The sequence below is a fragment of the Cellulomonas sp. CW35 genome (genome assembly GCF_052378485.1).
GTDB lineage: Bacteria > Actinomycetota > Actinomycetes > Actinomycetales > Cellulomonadaceae > Cellulomonas > Cellulomonas uda.
On record NZ_CP199000.1, the window covers coordinates 1,988,623 to 2,007,328 of the forward strand.

Below are 18,706 nucleotides of genomic sequence, written 5' to 3' on the forward strand. Positions count from 1 at the left end.
CGCGGTCAGCGTACGGGCGTCGGGGCGACGAGCCGGCCACCGACGAGCGCGACGACTCCCCCGAGCAGCGCGACCGCGGGCAGCACGAGGAACGCGGTGTGCACGCCGACCGCGTCCGCGAGCGCACCGAGCAGGAACGGTGCCACGCCGATCGCGAGCCCGCCGGCGAGCGTGGCCCGCGCCTGCGCGGCGTCCTGGGCCTGCGGGGCGGTCGACAGCAGCAGCGCGATGGACAGCGGGTACTGCACGCCGCAGCCGAAGCCGGCGATCACGAGGCCGACCACGGCGACCGTCGACGACGACGCGGTCCACAGCACCGCCCAGCCGGCGATCGTGACGGCGAACGACGCCGCGAGCAGCATCGCCGGACGCACGCGCAGCGACAGCGGCCCGACGAGGAACCGCACGCCGGACACCCCCGCGACGAACCCGGCGGTCGTGGCCGTCGCGATCCCGGCACCCGCGGCGGTCTGCTCGCGCACGAGGTCGGTGGACCAGTACGTGGTGATGTTCTCCAGCGCGATCGCGGCGACGACCGCCGCGAGGAAGCACCACGCCGCGAGCGCGGAACGAGGCGCGGGCTCGTCGGGTGCGTCGGGCAGGTCGTCGACCGGGGCGACGGCCCGGTCCTCCACCGGGGCGAGCGCGTCGACCGGCCCGTGCGCGGTGCCCCCCACGGGCACGAGCCGCGGCTCGGCCCGCGACGCGCGGGTGCGCGCCACGGCGGGCGGGGTCATCGCGCCGCCGACGGGCAGCCGGGAGGCGGCCCACGCCGTCAGCAGGGTGATCGCGATGGTCACGGCGACCGCGGGACGCCACCCCCACCCGATCGCGACGCACGCCCCCGCGGCGAGCGGCCCGACGAGGCCGATGCTCGACCCGACGCCGTTCGCCTCGGTCACCGCGGCGGACGCGGCGGGTCCGTGGTGCTGCGCGAGCCCGGCCTGCGACGCGGCGATCGCGACGTTGCCGCCGAGCGCGAGGACCGCGACGGCGGGCAGGCTCACCGCGAGCGATCGCGCCAGCACGAGCGCGAGGACGCCGACCGCGACAAGCACGAGACCGACGACGACGGCCGTGCGCCGGCCTGCGCGCGCCACGAGACGCGGGGCGACCCAGCTGGCGGCGATCGCGCCCACCGCCATCGCGGTGCCGTGCAGGCCGGCCTGCGCGTCGGAGATGCCGAGCTCGTCGGCGAGGAGCGGGACGCTCGGGTTGAAGCTGTACAGGAACCAGCCCCACGCCACGAAGCACCCGTAGAACGTCCAGGTCAGGCGGTCGCGACGCACCGACCGAGGATACGTGTCACCACGAGCGCCGGGACGGGACCGAGGACCGCCCGGCGCGTCACCGGGACGGGCGGCTCGCGCGCAGGCACGCGACGAGCGTGTCGAGCTCGCGCCGGTACTCGGGGGCGCGCGGGTAGCCGGAGTGCGCGACCACCTGCAGGAGGTACGCGTCGGCGTCGACCTCGCTCGCGGGGACGTCGACCGGCGAGTCCGCGTACCCGTCGACGGGGAACCCGATGAAGTCGGTCCGCCGCCAGAGGCTGCGCCACCGCACCGCGCAGGCACCGCCCGGGGGTGACGTGAGCGAGCCGAGCAGCGTCGGCTCGGTCCGGGGGCCGGGCACGGGCGACGGGTCGGCGGCCCACGGGTCGGCGGCCCACAGGAGGGCGCCCGGGCTCGGGCGCGTGCCGAGCACCTCGGGTCCGAACAGCTCCGGGAAGAAGCGTCCGAAGTACGCGCGCAGCTGCGTGCCGTAGGTCAGCAGGCCGACCCGGTGGTCGTGCGGCCCCGCGGGACCGTCCCACCGCGCCAGCAGGGTCGCGACGGCGACGACCCCGCCCAGGCTGTGCGCGGAGAGCAGCACGCGACGCCTCGCGCGGGTCGCCTCACCGCCGGGCAGCGGCGTGCCGTCGTCACCGAGCCACGCGTCGATGCGCGCCCTGAGCTCCGGCACGACGCGCTCGGCGTAGCACGGCGGTGCGAACGGGTGCGCGGCGCGCGGCAGGAAGCACATGAGGTCCCACAGCAGCCCCCAGGGACGCGCGAGCGCGTTCTTGGACCCGGCGAGCACGACGCTCGCGACGACGAGCCCGAACGCCGCGACCACCGCCGCGCCGGACAGGTCGACCGCGAGCGCCCACAGCGTGCCGAGCGCGCCGCCGTACGTCGCGCGCGGGTCGGGCAGCGCGAGCGAGCCGACGAGCGCGAGCAGGTGCAGCACCGCGACCGCGCCGACCAGGCGCTCCGCGCGCTGTGCGAGCGCGGCTCGTCGTCGTGCGGCCTGCACCGCGGCGTCCTCCCCCGTGGTCGGCCGCGGCTGCGCGCCGCCGGGCACGACGGGCACGACGGTGCGGCGCAGCGTCGCCGTGCGGATCCCGAGCACGACGAGGAGCAGGACGAGCAGCAGCACACCGGCCACGCTCGCGACCGCGAACTGCTCGTAGCCCGGCGGGACGTGCAGGTGCGCGGCGGCCGGGCCGTGCACGACCACCGGGTCGCGCAGCGGGTCCTGGGCCGCGGCGTCGTCGAGCGCCTGCTGGGTCTGCGTGGACAGGCGCTGGTTCTCCGCGGCCGCGGGCGCGTCGAGCCACGCCACCGTCCCGAGGACCGCGGCGGCGCTGAGCACCATCGCGAGCCCGCCCGCGAGCGCGAGCAGCACTGCCGGCCCGCGGCCCGCCCAGCCCTCGCACGCGCGACCGGGCCGTCGGCGGCTCACGACCGACGCGACGACGGTGAGCGTCACCAGGCAGAGCCCCGCGACCGTGCGCCACACGACGCCCCACGCGCCGGCGGACCACAGCACCGCGAGGCCGGCGCCGACGGCCGTCGCCAGGACGAGCGGCACCCACACCGCGGCGCGCAGGTGCGCACGGATCCCGACGGCCGCCAGCACGAGCAGGACCATGAGCGCGACGAGCGAGCGGGGCAGCGCGTGCAGCCCGAGGAAGGGCGGTGACGCGGCGTCGGCGGGACGCAGCGGTCCGTCTCCCGAGCGCGCGACCGCCACGACCACCCACCCCAGCAGCACGAGCGCGGCACCCAGGAGCAGCACCTCGGCGGTGCGCGAGACGCGCACCTCGGCGGCGAAGGTCGAGCGGCCTCCGCCCGGCGGGTCGAGGCGCAGCCGCCCCGTGCGCCACGCGGCCAGGGCGACCACCACGGCCGCGGCGAGGACGGCCAGCGCCCACGGCAGCCGCCCGTCCCGCGCCCACAGCGCGGCGTCCAGGCACCCCCGGGTCCCGAACCCGTCCGAGTGCGTGCACTGCGGCACGTCGCGGTACAGGTAGTGCCACGAGACGAGCCCCGCGAGGGTCGCGAACGCCGCCGCGAGGTGCGCGAACCACTGCACGGACGAGCGGCGGGCGTGCGTCCAGAACCCCGGCCGGGCGAGCAGCGGCCAGGTCCCGCGCGGGTCGAGCCCCGCGCCGTCGGCCAGGCCCCGCGCCTTCGTCGTCGACATGCGTCGCTCGTACCGGAGCCGCCCCGTCGAGCCGACCGCCGCGAGCACGACGAGCACCACCGCGGTCGCCGCGACGAGCGCGGCGGTGCGCTCGCCGGTGGACCAGCGCGCCGCCGCGTCGGCCCACCCGGGCAGCGCCGCGCAGACCTGCACGTAGGTGACCTCGCCCGACGACGTGCGCGGCCCGTAGCACTGCGCACCGACGACGCCGAGCGTCACGGTCGCGACCGTCGCGAGCCACAGCAGCGTGAGCAGGAGCCCGAACAGCCGCACGAGCCCACCGCCGGCCGACGACCGTCGCCCGTGCGGCTCGTCGGCGTCGCGCGACCAGTACGCGACGTTCGCGAGCCCGAACGGGATGATCAGCACCCACAGCGCGCGCACGACTCCCGCGACGAGCCCGCTCACGCGACCCAGGCCCGGGACGGCGGACAGCCGCGCCATCGCACCCCACGAGTACGCCTCGCGCCGGACGCCGGGGGGCACCTCGCGCGGGTCGCCCGCGCGACGCGGGACCGCTGCGGCCGCGGCGGTCGGGGCCCAGAAGCTGCCGAGCTCGTCGCCGTCGACCTGCTCGACCTGACCGGGCGCGAGCTCGAGCATGCTCGCGGGCGGCGTGTTGGCGACGCCGTGCACCCGCAGCTCCAGCACGTCGGGCGTCGTGGGCTCAGGCGTCGTAGGCCGATCCGTCCCGCGCCACCACCACCCCCACCGGTGCACGGTCGCCCCCTTCCCGGCGGCCCCCGCCACCCCCGTGGAGCGACCCTAGCCATCCCGGCTCCACGCCCGCCATGCCCGTCTCGTCCCGGTTCGGCGCGTCCGGCCGTGGTGCGCGGTCCGGGTCACGCACCCCGCACGCGACGAGGCCCGGGACGCGCTGCGCGTCCCGGGCCCCGTGCGTCAGGTCAGGCTGCCGCGCAGCTCGCGGTCAGGCCCGAGCTCGACCCCGAGCCGACGAAGCCGGCGGTGGCGCTCTGGCCGGACGCCAGCGTGCCGTTCCAGGCCGCGTTGCTGATCACGTTGCCGGAGGCGGTACCGCCCCACGCCTGCGTGACGGTCGCACCGTTGACGGTGACCTTCCAGCCCTTCAGCCCGCCGGACCCCGCCGTGACGACGACGTCCGCGACGTAACCGCCGGACCAGCTCGAGTTGACCTTCACGGTCGCGGTGCAGGCGCCGGTCGGCACCGTCGGCTCGTCCGTGGGCTCCTGCGTGGGCTCGTCGGTCGGCTCCTGCGTGGGCTCGTCCGTCGGCTCCTGCGTCGGCTCGTCCGTCGGCTCCTGCGTCGGCTCGTCGGTCGGCTCCTGCGTCGGCTCCTGCGTCGGCTCGCCGCCGCCCTCACCGATGATGATGTCGCTGCACAGGTAGTACGGCTGGTCGAGGTGGCTCGCCTGCCAGATCGTGTACAGCACGGCCCGGCCGCTGCGGTTCGGCAGCGACACGTCGGTCTGGTACAGGCCGGTCGTCGGGTACGAGCCCGTCGTCTTCACCAGGTCGAGCGAGCCCCACGTGAGGGCCTGCGTGGTCGGGTCGAAGCCCGGCTTCGTGACGTAGATCTTCAGGTAGTCGGCCCCGTGCTTCGCGCCGTCCGTCAGGGTCAGGCGGAACGAGTTCGGCACCCGCGTCGCCGTCCATGCGCCGACCGTGTCCATCGACTTGTACAGGCCGTTCTGCGTGCGGCCGCCGCTGCAGAGCTGCCCGTCGGGGATCACGGCCTGGTGCTGGCCGCCGACGTTCTCGCGGAACAGGCCGTTCCAGTTCCACATCGCGTTCGGGTTGTCCTGGAACGCCTGCCAGCACATCGGGTCGTCCGTCGCCATCTGGGGGTTGAGGTGGTCGTCGCCCCACCGCTCCCAGCAGCTGTAGTTGCGGGTCGGCGGGTCGGTCACCGAGCCGTGCGCGCTCGCCGACGGAGCCGCGAGCGTGAGGGCGCCCAGGCCCAGCGCGAGGGCCATCGGGACGGCCAGAGCGGCACGGCCCACACGGCGCAGGAGCCCTCGACGGGCGGGGGGTGCGGTCGATCGCATCGTTCCTCCAGGGGGAGTCGGTGTCCCGCGGACAGGCCGCCACGCTGCTGACCCGGCGCGGGCGCGGTCGCCACCACCGTCCACATCGACCACCTGGGTGAACAACGTCCGAAACGGTTCACCCCGGCAATCCGCGACGAACGTCCCTGTCGCACCCCTCGGCCGGGTCAGACCTCCTCGGTCGCCGCCGCCGCGAACTGGCTCTGGTACAGGCGCGCGTACGCGCCGCCCGCGGCCAGCAGCTCCTCGTGCGTCCCCTGCTCGACGATCGACCCGTGCTCCATCACCAGGATCGCGTCGGCATCCCGGATCGTCGACAGCCGGTGCGCGATCACGAACGACGTGCGCCCCGCGCGCAGCGCGTTCATCGCGCGCTGCACGAGCACCTCGGTCCGCGTGTCGACCGACGACGTCGCCTCGTCGAGGATGAGGATCGCCGGGTCGGACAGGAACGCGCGCGCGATCGTCAGGAGCTGCTTCTCCCCCGCCGAGACGCCCGTGCCCTCGTCGTCGATCACCGTGTCGTACCCGTCCGGCAGCGTCCGCACGAACCGGTCGACGTGCGTCGCCTCGGCCGCCGCGACCACCTGCTCGTGCGTCGCGCCGTCCACCCCGTACGCCAGGTTCTCCTCGATGGTCCCGCCGAACAGCCACGTGTCCTGCAGCACCATGCCCGTCTGCCGGCGCAGCTCGTCGCGCGTCAGGTCGCGGGTGTCCACGCCGTCGAGCGTGATGCGGCCCGCGTCGATCTCGTAGAACCGCATGAGCAGGTTCACCAGCGTCGTCTTGCCCGCACCCGTGGGACCGACGATCGCGACCGTGTGCCCCGGTTCCGCGACGAGCGACAGGTCGGTGATCAGGGGCGCGTCCGGCGAGTAGGAGAACGCGACGTGCTCGAACTCGACGCGCCCCCGCACGGGCCGGGCGAGGTGCGCGGGCGAGCGCGGGTCGGGCTCCTGCTCGGGGGCGTCCAGCAGCTCGTACACGCGCTCCACCGACGCGACACCCGACTGCAGGAGGTTCGCCATGCTCGCGAGCTGCGTGATCGGCTGCGTGAACTGACGCGAGTACTGGATGAACGCCTGCACGTCGCCCAGCGTCATCGCGCCCGACGCGACGCGCAGACCGCCGACGACGGCGACGATCACGTAGCTGAGGTTCGACAGGAACCCGAGCGCGGGCTGGATGGTGCCGGAGATGAACTGCGCGCGCCGGCTCGAGTCGTACAGCGCCTCGTTGCGCTCCGTGAACGTCGCCACGGCGTCGTCGGACCGGTTGAACACCTGCACGAGCATGTGCCCGGTGAACATCTCCTCGATGTGCGCGTTGACCTGCCCGGTGTAGGTCCACTGCTCGATGAACCGCGGGCGCGAGCGCCGGGCGATCAGCGCGGCGACGACCATCGACAGCGGTACCGTCACGAGCGCGACGACGGCGAGCAGCGGCGAGATCCAGAACATCATCGCGAGCACGCCGACCACGGTGAGCAGCGACGTGATGACCTGGCTGAGCGTCTGCTGCAACGTCTGGGCGACGTTGTCGATGTCGTTCGTCACGCGGGACAGCAGCTCGCCGCGCGGCTGGGAGTCGACGTAGGCGAGCGGGACGCGGCCGAGCTTGGCCTCGACGTCGGCCCGCAGGCGCAGCACGGTGCGCTGCACGACGCCCGCGGTCATGCGGCCCTGCGCCCAGCCGAACAGGAACGAGCCCACGTACACCGCGAGCACGACGAGCAGGATCGAGCCGAGCCGGTCGAAGTCCACCCCCTGGCCGGGCACCACCTGCATGCCCGAGACCATGTCCGCGAGCTGGCCCTGGCCCTGCGCACGCAGTCCCGCGACCGCGTCCGCCTGGGAGATCCCCGCGGGCAGCATCGAGCCGACGACACCCTCGAACAGCACGTCGGTCGCGGTGCCGAGGAGCTTGGGCCCGACCACCGCGAGCACCACCGACGCCACGCCGAGCACGACGACCGCGACGAGCCGCACCCGCTCGGGCCGCAGGTCCCGCAGGAACCGCCGTCCGGAGGTGCGGAAGTCCATGGACTTCTCGCCGGGCATGCCCATTGCACCCATGGGGCCGTGCCCGGGGCCGGGGCGCCGGGGCCCGGCGGGCCCCGCCGCAGCGGCTGCCGCGGCAGCGGGGGCCGGGGACGGGGCCGGGGACGGGGACGGCGCGGGACGGTCCGCCGGCGCGTTCATGCCGCCTCCTGTGCGCTGAGCTGGGAGTACACGATCTCCTGGTAGGTCGCGTTCGCCGCGAGCAGCTCGTCGTGCGTCCCCTGCCCGACCACGCGGCCGGCGTCGAGCACCACGATGTGCTCGGCGTGCCGGATCGTCGCGACGCGCTGCGCGACCACGAGCACGCCCGCGTCGCGGGTCTCGGGGACGAGCGCGGCGCGTAGCGCGGCGTCCGTGGCGTAGTCGAGCGCGGAGAACGAGTCGTCGAACAGGTACACGCGCGGCCGGGCGGCGAGCGCCCGCGCGATCGCGAGACGTTGGCGTTGCCCGCCCGAGACGTTGGTGCCGCCCTGCGCGATCGGTGCGTCGAGGCCGCCGGGCATGGCCTCGACGAACTCGCGGGCCTGCGCGACCTCCAGCGCGTGCCACAGCTCGTCGTCGCCCGCGCCCGGCGCGCCGTACTCGAGGTTCGAGCGCACCGTCCCCGAGAACAGGTACGGCTTCTGCGGGACCAGCCCGATCTGGGACCACAGCTCGGGCAGCGCGACGTCGCGCACGTCGACGCCACCGAGGAGCACCTGCCCGCCCGTCACGTCGTAGAGCCGTGGCACGAGGTGGAGAAGCGTCGACTTGCCCGACCCCGTCGAGCCGATGATCGCGGTGGTCCGGCCGGGCTCGACCACCAGGTCGACCTCCTCGAGCACGGCGCGCTCGGCACCGGGGTACCGGAACTCGACGCCCCGCAGCTCGAGCCTCGCGCGCGTCCGCGCGTCGGCGGGCAGCGCGACCGGTGCGACGGGCGGGAGCACGCTCGTCGTGGTCTCGAGCACCTCACCGACGCGACCCGCGGCCACGACCGCACGCGGGAACATCACGAACATCATCGTGCTCATCATCACGGCCATGAGGATGTACGCGATGTAGGACAGGAACGCCGTGAGCTGGCCGATCTGCATCGCGCCGTCCGCGACCCGGTGCCCGCCGAACCAGATGACGGACGTGCTGGTCACGTTCAGGACCAGCATCACGGCGGGGAACATCAGCGCCATGAGCTGCCCGGTGCGCAGCGACGTGTCGTACAGCGCGCGGTTCGCCTCGTCGAACCTGGCGGCCTCACGCTCCTCGCGGACGAACGCGCGCACCACCCGCACCCCGGCGATCTGCTCGCGCAGCACGCGGTTGATCGCGTCGATCCGCTTCTGCATCACCCGGAAGTACGGGATCATCCGTGAGACGACCGCCCCGATGACCAGCCCGAGCACGGGCACCGCGACCACGAGGATCCACGACAGCCCGACGTCCTCCTGCAGCGCCATGACCACACCCCCGACGAGCATGATCGGGGCCATCAGGACGAACGTGAACGTCATGAGCGCGACCATCTGGATCTGCTGCACGTCGTTCGTCGTGCGGGTGATCAGCGTCGGCGCGCCGAACTGCCCGAGCTCGCGCGCGGAGAACGTCTGCACGTGCGCGAACAGCCGTCGTCGCAGGTCGCGACCGAAGCCAGTCGCGGCGTAGGAGCCGTACCAGACCGCCCCGATCGCGGTGACGACCTGCACGAGGCTGACCGCGAGCATCACGCCGCCGAGCCGCATGATGGTCGCGGTGTCGCCCTGCGCGACGCCGTCGTCGATGATCCGCGCGTTCAGGCTCGGCAGGTAGAGCGTCGCGAGCGTCTGCACGAGCTGCAGGAGGACGACGGCGGTCACCGCCCCGGAGTACGGGCGCAGGTGCTCCTTCAGCAGTCGGTCGAGCATCGACGCTCCTCACGTCCGGGGGTCACGCGCGGCCACGTCCGCGCACGCGCGGGCCCGACCACCCGCACGCCACGCTAGATGACTGCTGTCTGCAGACGAACACAATTCGCCCTGAGCGCACCCCCGTCGCACCCCCGCCGCGGACGGTCGCGCGACGGGGGTGCCGTGGCAGATGAGGAGGGAGATGCGGTGGGAGATGCGGTGCCGGTGCGCGTCAGCCCTGGTCGCGAGGCTGCGGCGGCGCCGGCGGCTCGTCGCGGGTCGGGGCGGGCGGCGCGTCCTGCGGCGGGACCGGGGGGACGGGCGGCGCCGGCGGCGTCGCGGGACGCGGCGGGACCGCTGCGCCACCCGGGTGCTGCCCGAGCTCGGCCGCGGGGTCGAACGGACGCCCCGACAACGTGCCCGCGCTCGTCGCGTCGGCCGTCGCGGCCGCCGACTCGCGGCGAGCCTCGGCGAGCGCCTCGGCCGGGTCGGTGAGCGTCACGGGCGGCAGGTCGCCGTCCGCGAGCGGCGACTCCCCGGCGGGACGGTCGGCCTCGGTGGCGCCCGGCGCGGGCCACCCGCCGAACCCCTTGGCCATCTGCCCGAGCGCGCCCGTGAGCTCGGCGGGCAGGAACCACATCTTGTTCGACGGGTACGCCGCGATCTTCGGCAGCGTCTGCAGGTACTGGTAGGCGAGCAGCTTGGGGTCGGCGTCGCCGCGGTGCACGGCGTCGAAGACCTGCAGGATCGCGCGCGCCTCGCCCTCGGCCCGCAGGATCGCGGACTGCGCCTCACCCTCGGCCCGCAGGATCGCCGACTGCTTCTCGCCCTCCGCGGTGAGGATCTGCGACTGCTTGACGCCCTCCGCGGTGAGGATCGCCGCGCGACGGTCGCGCTCGGCACGCATCTGCTGCTCCATCGAGCCCTGGACCGACGCGGGCGGGTCGATGGCCTTGAGCTCGACGCGGTTGACGCGGATGCCCCACTTGCCGGTCGCCTCGTCGAGCACGCCGCGGAGCTGGCCGTTGATCTGGTCGCGGCTCGTGAGGGTCTGCTCGAGGTCCATCGAGCCGATGACGTTGCGCAGCGTGGTGACGGTGAGCTGCTCGATGCCGGTGATGTAGTTCGCGATCTCGTAGACCGCGTCCTTCGGCGACGTCACCTGGAAGTAGATGACCGTGTCGATGCTGACGACGAGGTTGTCGGACGTGATGACGGGCTGCGGCGGGAACGAGACGACCTGCTCGCGCAGGTCGACGCTCGCGCGCACGCGGTCGATGAACGGGATGAGCAGGTGCAGGCCCGCGTCCAGGGTCCGGCTGTAGCGTCCGAGCCGCTCGACGATGACCGCGACCGCCTGCGGCACGATCCGCACGGACCGGAACAGCGCGACGAGCACGAAGATCAGGACGAGCCCGCCCACCACGATCAGCGCGAGCTGGCCGACGTCGGTGGTGTCCTCGGTCATGGAGCCTCCTTGGTCCGTTCGGTGGTGCCGCGCTAGGGGCGTGGCGTGGGGACGACGACCGCGGTCGCGCCGTCGATGCGGGTGACCGTGACCTCGGTGCCGGGGGTCAGGGCGTCGCCGTCGGACGTCCGCGCGCTCCACACCTCACCCGCGAGCTTGACCCGCCCGGTCTCGCCCGTGACCGTCGCGATCACGACCGCCGGACGGCCGACGAGAGCGGACGCGTTGGTCTCGACGAGTGGCGTGCGTCGCCGCAGGTGCCGCAGCAGCCACGGCCGCAGCGTGACGAGCAGCAGCACGGACACGACGGCGGCGACGACGATCTGCACCCACAGCGGCGCTCCCGCGGCGCTGGCGACCCCGCCGGCGAGGGCCCCGCCCGCGGCCATGATGAAGACGAGCTCGAGCGAGAGCATCTCCAGGATGCCGAGCACCAGGGCGCTGCCGACCCACCAGAGCCACTCCACCGTGCGTACCTCCCGATCGTCAGCCGTGCACCGATCCTAGGCACACTCTTGACGGTCTCGTGAGGATTCGGGTGCCGAGCGCCCACAAGGAGCGACGTGCGGGCGACGAACGGTCAGGCAGGCGGTCAGGCGAGCGTCGCGGCGCGGGCGGACCAGCGGCCCGCGTGGCGGTCGAGCAGCAGGTCGATCCCGAACGCGCCCGAGAGCTGCTCGGCCGTGAGGACCTCCTCGATGGGGCCGGACGCGTGGACCGCACCGTCGCGCAGGAGCAGCAGGTGCGTGAAGCCCGGCGGGATCTCCTCGACGTGGTGCGTGACGAGCACCAGCACGGGCGAGCGGCGGTCGTCGGCCAGCTCGGCGAGCGCGCCGACGAGCTCCTCGCGGCCACCGAGGTCGAGCCCCGCCGCGGGCTCGTCGAGCAGCAGGAGCTCGGGGTCGGCCATCAGGGCACGGGCGATCTGCACGCGCTTGCGCTCACCCTCGCTGAGGGTACCGAAGTACCGGTCGCCGAGGTGCTCGACCCCGAACGCCCGCAGGAGGTCGGTCGCGCGGGTCTCGTCGAGGTCCTCGTACTCCTCGCGCCACCGCCCCGTCATGCCGTACGCGGCGGTCAGCACCACGTCGCGCACGAGCTCACCCGTGGGGATCTTGTCGGCGAGCGCGGAGCTGGACAGCCCGATGCGCGGCCGCAGCTCGAAGACGTCGACGTTGCCGAGCCGGCTGCCGAGGAGCTGCGCCGAGCCGCTCGTCGGGTGCATGCGCCCCGAGGCGACCTGCAGCAGCGTCGTCTTGCCCGCGCCGTTGCGTCCCAGGACGACCCAGCGCTCACCCTCGGCGACCGTCCACGACACGCTGTCGAGGATCGTCGTCGTCCCCCGTCTGATCGTCACGTCCTGGAGGTCGAGCACGTCGGTCATGGCACGACCCTAACGTTCGAGCGCCCGTCCCCGCGCACACGCCTCGCGACGGACGGCAGGCCCGGACGCCGTACCGTGGGCGGGTGCCCGACCTCGACCTGCCCCGGGGCGCCGTGCTCGCGCTGTGGCTCGGCGCGACCGCCGCCCGCCCCGCCGGCTCCCCCGTGCCCACGGCCGCACTGCGCGGCGTGCAGGGCGACGACGAACCGCACGAGGTGGTGGACGCGACCGGCTCCCGCCTCGACCTCGCCGACGCGCTCGCGTCGTGGACGGCCCCCGACCTCGACGTCGTCGCGCTCCTGCCGGCCCCCGGCGACGTCGCGGGCGTGCCCGCCGCGGTGAGCGCGCAGGCGCTCGACGCGCGTGAGGTCGTCCTGCTGCGCTCGGCAGGCCGCAGCCTCGCGCTCGTCCCGGAGGTCACCGGGTTCGGCTCGGCGCTCGAGCCCGGGCACCTGGTCACGTGGCACGCCACCGAGGTGCCCGACTGGACGCTGGCGGTGCAGGGGCTCGGCACGCTCGAGGACGCCGACCGAGGCCTGCGGCGCGGCCTGACGGACGTCACGGACGCGCTCGTACGCCTCGACGTGGCCCACTGGGACGACGCGCACGCGACGCAGGTGGTCGCGCTGCGCGACGCGGGCGTGCCGACGTGGCGGCTGCCGGACCGTCTCGACGCGCGCCGCGGTCGGATCCTCGCGAGCGCCGCGCGGCTGCTCGCGATCGTGGACCTCGCGACCCGCGACGACGGCGGCGCCGTCAACCTGTGGCAGGCCGACCAGCGCACCGCCGCGCTGCGCGACGTCGACCGGCTCGCGCGTCGTGCGCTGTCCGCCGCGACGTTCGCCGGCCCGGCCGCGGGCCCGGGTCCTCAGGCGAGCACGCCTCGGTAGACCTCGAGGGTGCGCTCGGCGACGGCCGCCCATGAGAAGTGGTCCTCGACCCGCTGCCGGGCCGCCAGGCCCCACCGCCGGGCGCGCTCGACGTCCGTGACCGCCTCCGTGAGCGCGGCGGCGAGGTCGGCGACGAACCGCTCGGGGTCGCGCGGTGTACCCGTGCCGTCCTGCACCTGGTCGATCGGGACGAGCCAGCCCGTGACGCCGTCGTCGACGACCTCGGGGATGCCGCCCGTCGCGGTGCCGACCACGGGCAGCCCGACGGCCATGGCCTCGAGGTTGACGATGCCGAGCGGCTCGTAGACCGACGGGCAGACGAACACCGTCGACGCGGCGAGGACGGCGACGAGGTCCTCGCGCGGGAGCATCTGCTCGATCCACACCACTCCCGAGCGGCGCGTGCGCAGCGCCTCGACGAGGCCCGTGACCTCGGCGGCGATCTCGGGGGTGTCGGGTGCGCCCGCGCACAGCACGAGCTGCACGTCGGCCGGCAGCGACTCGGCCGCGCGCAGCAGGTACGGCAGACCCTTCTGGCGCGTGATGCGCCCGACGAACACGACCGCGGGACGCGTCGGGTCCATACCGAGCGCGCGCACGGTCTCGTCCGCGTGCGCGAGCGCGGCCTCGTCGGTGGGCCGACGCCATGCCGCCAGGTCGATGCCGTTGTGCACGACGTGCACGCGTGCGGGGTCGACCGCGGGGTAGCTGCGCAGGATGTCCTCGCGCATGCCGCCCGAGACGGCGATCACCGCCGCCGCGCCCTCGTAGGCGGTGCGCTCGACCCAGCTCGAGACCGCGTACCCACCGCCGAGCTGCTCGGCCTTCCACGGCCGCAGCGGCTCCAGGCTGTGCGCCGTGAGCACGTGCGGCACGCCGTGCAGCAGCCCGGCGACGTGCCCGGCGAGGTTCGCGTACCACGTGTGCGAGTGCACCAGGTCGGTCGCGACGTCGTCCTCGCCCGCACCGATGCCCGCACCGATGCCCGCGACGATCTCGAGGTCGACCCCGAGCGTCTGCAGCGCCGCGTTGGTGCCCGACAGACCCCCCGGGACCGAGTAGCCGTGCACGCCCTGCTCGCGCGCCGCGTCGTCGCGTGGCCCGTCGAAGCAGTGCACGCGCACGTCGAGGCTGCCCCGCAGCACCGCGGCCAGCTCCGCGACGTGCACCCCGGCCCCTCCGTAGACGTGCGGGGGGTACTCCCGGGTGAGCATGTCGACGCGCACTGACGACCTCCGTGGACGGCGGCCCGCACGCACCGGCGGGCCGTGATGCGCGACACGCTAGCGCGTGAACGCGCCCTGGCCTCGCCCGCACCGCCTGTCGGGCCTAGGGTTCGGGGCATGGCACAACCGCGCGTCCTGGCCATCGTCCTCGCAGGTGGCGAGGGCAAGCGACTCATGCCGCTCACGGCCCACCGGGCGAAGCCGGCAGTCCCGTTCGGCGGGATCTACCGGCTCATCGACTTCGCCCTGTCGAACGTCATCAACTCCCACTACCTGCACGTGATCGTGCTGACGCAGTACAAGTCCCACAGCCTGGACCGGCACGTCTCGAAGACGTGGCGCATGTCGGCCCTGCTCGGCAACTACGTCGCCGCCGTCCCCGCGCAGCAGCGCGTCGGCAAGCACTGGTACCTCGGCAGCGCCGACGCGATCTACCAGTGCCTGAACATCATCGACGACGAGCGCCCCGACATCGTGGTCGTGGTCGGCGCCGACCACGTCTACCGCATGGACTTCTCCCAGATGGTCGACGCGCACATCGCGTCCGGTGCCGAGCTGACCGTCGCGGGCATCCGCCAGCCGATCGAGGAGGCCGACCAGTTCGGCGTCATCGAGACGCACCCGGACGACCCGACGCGCATCAGGGCGTTCCGCGAGAAGCCGACCGACGCGATCGGCCTGGCGGACTCGCCGCACGAGGTGCTCGCCTCGATGGGCAACTACGTGATCGACGCCGACGCCCTGGTGAAGGCCGTGACGGTCGACGCCGAGGACGTGAACTCCCGGCACGACATGGGTGGCGACATCGTGCCGTGGTTCGTCGAGCGCGGGACCGCGGGCGTGTACGACTTCATCCGCAACGACGTGCCGGGCTCGACGCCCCGTGACCGGGACTACTGGCGCGACGTCGGGACGATCGACGCGTTCTACGAGGCGAACATCGACCTCATCGCGGTCGAGCCGGTGTTCAACCTGTACAACGACGAGTGGCCCCTGCACACCGGCTACACGGGTCTGCCGCCGGCCAAGTTCGTGCACGCCGGCGCGGGCCGTCTCGGGCACGCCGCGGACTCGATCGTCTCCCCGGGCGTCGTCGTCTCGGGTGCGACGGTGTCCGGCTCGGTGCTCTCCCCGGGCATCCGGCTGCACTCGTGGGCGCAGGTCACGGACTCGGTGCTGATGGACGGCGTGCAGGTCAGCCGGTACGCGCAGGTGCACCGCGCGATCCTCGACAAGAACGTCATCGTCCCCGAGCGGGCGCGCATCGGGCTCGACCACGAGCACGACCGCGCGCGGGGCTTCACCGTGACCGAGTCCGGGCTCACCGTGGTCCCGAAGGGCTCGATCATCACGGACTGACCTTTGCTCGGCGTCGTGCGTGCGGGCCGGACCGTCGGCGTGGACGGTCCGGCCCGCGGCGCGTCGCGCTCGGTACCCTGCACGCCGTGACGAACGCTGCCGCCGGCCTGCTCGTGATGGACGTCGACTCCACGCTCATCACGGGCGAGGTGATCGAGATGCTCGCGGAGCACGCGGGGTCCGCCGAGCTCGTCACGCAGATCACCGAGCGCGCCATGCGCGGCGAGCTGGACTTCGCGGCGTCGCTGCACGAGCGCGTCGCGACCCTCGCCGGGCTGCCCGTGAGCGTGCTCGACGACGTGCGTGCGCAGATGCGGCTCTCCCCCGGCGCTCGCGAGCTCGTCGCGGCCGTGCAGGAGCGGGGGTGGGCCGTCGGGCTCGTCTCGGGCGGGTTCGTCGAGCTCGTGACGCCGCTGGCCGCGTCGCTGGGCATCTCGCTCGTGCGCGCGAACCGGCTCGAGGTCGGCGACGGACGACTCACGGGACGCGTCACGGGCGCCGTCGTGGACCGCGCCGCGAAGGCGGTCGCGCTGCGCGACTACGCCGCGAGCGTCGGTGTCGACCTCGCGGCGACGGTCGCGATCGGCGACGGCGCGAACGACCTCGACATGCTCGCGACGGCCGGCTTCGGCATCGCGTACAACGCCAAGCCGGTCGTCGCGCAGCAGGCCGACGCGACGATCGAGGGGCGCCTCGACGCCGCCCTCACCCTCGCGCCGTTCGCCTGACGCCCGGCGTCAGGACGCGGTGACCAGGCGCAGGAGCCGGGCGGCGCGCGGCTGGAGGTCGGCCCATGCGCCGTCGAGCTCGAGCCACGACCACGACGCGGTCGGCACACCCACCTGCACGCGCGCGACCGCGGCCTCGTCGGAGCCGGGTCCGGCGAGCGTCGCGGCGGCGTGCGACATGGTCGGCTCGTGCCCGACGACGACGAGCGTGCGCACCGCGGCGGGAGCGGACGCGACGAGCGAGAGCAGCGAGCGCACGCCCGCGTCGTAGACCTCGCCCAGGTACTCGACCGGCGGCTCGAGGCCGAGCGCGCCGCGCACGAGCTCCCAGGTCTGACGTGTCCGCACGGCGCTGGAGCACCACACCAGGTCGGGAGCGACCCCGGCCTCGGCCATCGCCGCGCCCACGAGCGGGCACTGCCGGCGCCCCGCGAGCGCGAGCGGGCGCTCGTGGTCGGGGATGCCGTCGGGGTGCTCCGCCTTGGCGTGGCGCAGCAGCACGAGCCGTCGCGTGCTCACGGGGTCAGCGTGCCACTCGGGCACGTCTCCCGCCCGCACCGCGTCACCGGCCCGGGTCACTGACCCATCGCGTGCACGCCGCCGTCGACGTGCACGATCTCGCCGGTGGTCGCGGGGAACCAGTCGGACAGCAGCGCGGCCACGGCGCGCGCGGCGGGCTCCGGGTCGGTGACGTCCCAGCCGAGCGGCGCCCGGTCGGACCAGCGCGACTCCATCGTCTCGAAGCCGGGGATGGACTTCGCGGCGGTGGTGCGGATCGGGCCGGCGGAGACGAGGTTGACGCGCACACCCGACGGGCCGAGGTCACGCGCGAGGTAGCGCGCGGTCGACTCGAACGCGGCCTTCGCGACACCCATCCAGTCGTAGACCGGCCACGCGAACTTGGCGTCGAACGTCAGGCCGACGACGGAGCCGCCCTCGGTGAGCAGCGGCTGCGCGGCCACCGCGAGCGACTTGAGCGAGTACGCGGAGACCTCGAGCGCGGTGGACACGTCCGCCCACTCGCCCGCGAGGAAGTTGCCGCCCATGACGGACTGGGGGGCGAACCCGATCGAGTGGACGACGCCGTCGAGACGGTCGACGCCGGCCTCGCGCACGCGGTCCGCGAGCGCCGCCAGGTCGTCGGCGTCGGTGACGTCGAGCTGGACCACGGGCGCCTCGACGGGCAGGCGGCGGGCGATGACCTGGGTGAGCCGGAACTGCCGGCCGAAGGACGTCAGGACGACCTGCGCCCCCTCCTCCTGGGCGAGGCGCGCGACGTGGAACGCGATCGATCCGTCCGTCAGGACGCCGGTGACGAGGAGCTTCTTGCCGGTGAGCAGGCCCATGGTGTGTGTCTCTCTTCCGTGGTGCGGGGGTTCGAAGGGTGGGTCAGTGGCCCATGCCGAGGCCGCCGTCGACGGGCAGCACGGCGCCGCTGACGTACCCCGCGGCGGGCGACGCGAGGAACTCGACGGCCGCGGCGACCTCGTCGGGTGTGGCGAAGCGGCCCGCGGGGATCGCGGCCTTGTAGGACGCCTGCGTCGCCTCGGGCAGCGCGCGCGTCATGTCGGTGTCGATGAAGCCGGGTGCGACGACGTTCGCGGTGATCCCGCGGCCGCCGAGCTCGCGCGTGATGGACCGCGCCATCCCGACGAGGGCGGCCTTGGAGGACGCGTAGTTGACCTGCCCGGGACCGCCGTACAGACCCACGACCGACGAGATGAGCACGATTCGCCCGCGACGCAGCCGGATCATGGGCTTGCTGGCGCGGCGCACGCACCGGAACGCGCCCTTGAGGTTCACGTCGAGGACCTCGTCGAACTCCTCGTCCGTCATCCGCATGAGGAGCTGGTCGCGGGTGACGCCCGCGTTCGCGACGAGCACCTCGACCGGGCCGAGCTCGGCCTCGACCGCCGTGAACGCGGCGTCCACGGACGCGCTGTCCCGCACGTCCCCGACCACGCCGAGCACGCCCGGCGGCAGCTCGCCGGCCCGGTAGATCGTCGCGACCCGGTCCCCCGCGGCCACGAACCGCTGCGCGATCGCCCGGCCGATGCCGCGGTTGGCGCCCGTGACGAGCACGACGCGCGGCGCGGGCCGCTCGTCGCCGGACGGGACGCTGGAGTTGTCGGAAGTCTCAGGCACGAGTCACGACGGTAGCCGAGCAGGTGCGCTCGTCGCCGTTCCCGCGCGGCACAGGTTGTCGCGCCCCAGTTGGGGGAAGTGCACAAGAG

Annotated in this window: 15 protein-coding genes; 3 read left to right on the top strand and 12 right to left on the bottom strand. The window is 74.2% G+C overall.

Annotation, left to right across the window (positions count from 1 at the left end):
• Positions 1 to 5: 5 nt before the first annotated feature.
• The 8 genes from ACT17Q_RS09130 to ACT17Q_RS09165 all read right to left on the bottom strand — a co-directional run bounded on the left by ACT17Q_RS09130 (position 6) and on the right by ACT17Q_RS09165 (position 12,269).
• Entirely contained in the window at positions 6 to 1,289 is a 1,284-nt protein-coding gene (locus tag ACT17Q_RS09130; protein WP_094179905.1) for an MFS transporter, read from the bottom strand.
• 58 nt (positions 1,290 to 1,347) lie between these two features.
• Positions 1,348 to 4,119 (bottom strand): hypothetical protein, encoded by a 2,772-nt coding sequence (locus tag ACT17Q_RS09135; RefSeq protein WP_444662012.1) that lies wholly within the window; start codon positions 4,117 to 4,119, stop codon positions 1,348 to 1,350.
• A gap of 254 nt (positions 4,120 to 4,373) precedes the next feature.
• Entirely contained in the window at positions 4,374 to 5,495 is a 1,122-nt protein-coding gene (locus ACT17Q_RS09140) for a lytic polysaccharide monooxygenase (RefSeq protein ID WP_444662014.1), read from the bottom strand.
• Positions 5,496 to 5,662: 167 nt separating this feature from the next.
• Entirely contained in the window at positions 5,663 to 7,555 is a 1,893-nt protein-coding gene (locus ACT17Q_RS09145; protein WP_444662016.1) for an ABC transporter ATP-binding protein, read from the bottom strand.
• Positions 7,556 to 7,692: 137 nt separating this feature from the next.
• Positions 7,693 to 9,435, bottom strand: coding sequence for an ABC transporter ATP-binding protein (locus ACT17Q_RS09150; RefSeq protein WP_444662018.1), 1,743 nt, complete (start codon positions 9,433 to 9,435; stop codon positions 7,693 to 7,695).
• A 214-nt stretch (positions 9,436 to 9,649) separates the two neighbouring features.
• Positions 9,650 to 10,885, bottom strand: a complete 1,236-nt coding sequence (locus ACT17Q_RS09155) for an SPFH domain-containing protein (RefSeq protein ID WP_094179900.1) — start codon at positions 10,883 to 10,885, stop codon at positions 9,650 to 9,652.
• A gap of 32 nt (positions 10,886 to 10,917) precedes the next feature.
• A complete protein-coding gene (locus ACT17Q_RS09160; protein WP_094179899.1) occupies positions 10,918 to 11,352 on the bottom strand; it encodes an NfeD family protein in 435 nt (144 codons plus the stop codon).
• Between the two features lie 125 nt (positions 11,353 to 11,477).
• Positions 11,478 to 12,269 (bottom strand): ABC transporter ATP-binding protein, encoded by a 792-nt coding sequence (locus ACT17Q_RS09165; protein ID WP_141320012.1) that lies wholly within the window; start codon positions 12,267 to 12,269, stop codon positions 11,478 to 11,480.
• A gap of 83 nt (positions 12,270 to 12,352) precedes the next feature.
• On the opposite strand from ACT17Q_RS09165, the gene ACT17Q_RS09170 reads away from it, so the two are divergent.
• Complete coding sequence (locus ACT17Q_RS09170; protein WP_444662022.1) at positions 12,353 to 13,159, top strand: hypothetical protein; 807 nt, start codon at positions 12,353 to 12,355, stop codon at positions 13,157 to 13,159.
• Here ACT17Q_RS09170 and glgA read toward each other — a convergent pair.
• Positions 13,138 to 14,385 carry a glycogen synthase gene (glgA, locus tag ACT17Q_RS09175; RefSeq protein WP_444662024.1) on the bottom strand — a complete coding sequence of 416 codons (1,248 nt, stop codon included), beginning with the start codon at positions 14,383 to 14,385 and terminating at the stop codon, positions 13,138 to 13,140. The genes ACT17Q_RS09170 and glgA overlap by 22 nt on opposite strands.
• A gap of 117 nt (positions 14,386 to 14,502) precedes the next feature.
• On the opposite strand from glgA, the gene glgC reads away from it, so the two are divergent.
• Positions 14,503 to 15,744, top strand: a complete 1,242-nt coding sequence (gene glgC / locus ACT17Q_RS09180) for a glucose-1-phosphate adenylyltransferase (RefSeq protein WP_141320016.1) — start codon at positions 14,503 to 14,505, stop codon at positions 15,742 to 15,744.
• 116 nt (positions 15,745 to 15,860) lie between these two features.
• Positions 15,861 to 16,472 (top strand): phosphoserine phosphatase SerB, encoded by a 612-nt coding sequence (gene serB, locus ACT17Q_RS09185; protein WP_232514746.1) that lies wholly within the window; start codon positions 15,861 to 15,863, stop codon positions 16,470 to 16,472.
• Positions 16,473 to 16,481: 9 nt separating this feature from the next.
• Here serB and ACT17Q_RS09190 read toward each other — a convergent pair whose 3' ends face one another.
• Genes ACT17Q_RS09190 through ACT17Q_RS09200 form a run of 3 tightly spaced genes read right to left on the bottom strand, consistent with a single transcriptional unit; the run spans position 16,482 to position 18,617 of the window.
• Positions 16,482 to 16,991, bottom strand: a complete 510-nt coding sequence (locus ACT17Q_RS09190; RefSeq protein ID WP_444662026.1) for a SixA phosphatase family protein — start codon at positions 16,989 to 16,991, stop codon at positions 16,482 to 16,484.
• 56 nt (positions 16,992 to 17,047) lie between these two features.
• Complete coding sequence (gene fabI, locus ACT17Q_RS09195; RefSeq protein ID WP_141320020.1) at positions 17,048 to 17,818, bottom strand: enoyl-ACP reductase FabI; 771 nt, start codon at positions 17,816 to 17,818, stop codon at positions 17,048 to 17,050.
• A gap of 43 nt (positions 17,819 to 17,861) precedes the next feature.
• Complete coding sequence (locus ACT17Q_RS09200) at positions 17,862 to 18,617, bottom strand: beta-ketoacyl-ACP reductase (RefSeq protein WP_444662028.1); 756 nt, start codon at positions 18,615 to 18,617, stop codon at positions 17,862 to 17,864.
• Between the last annotated feature and the right edge of the window lie 89 nt (positions 18,618 to 18,706).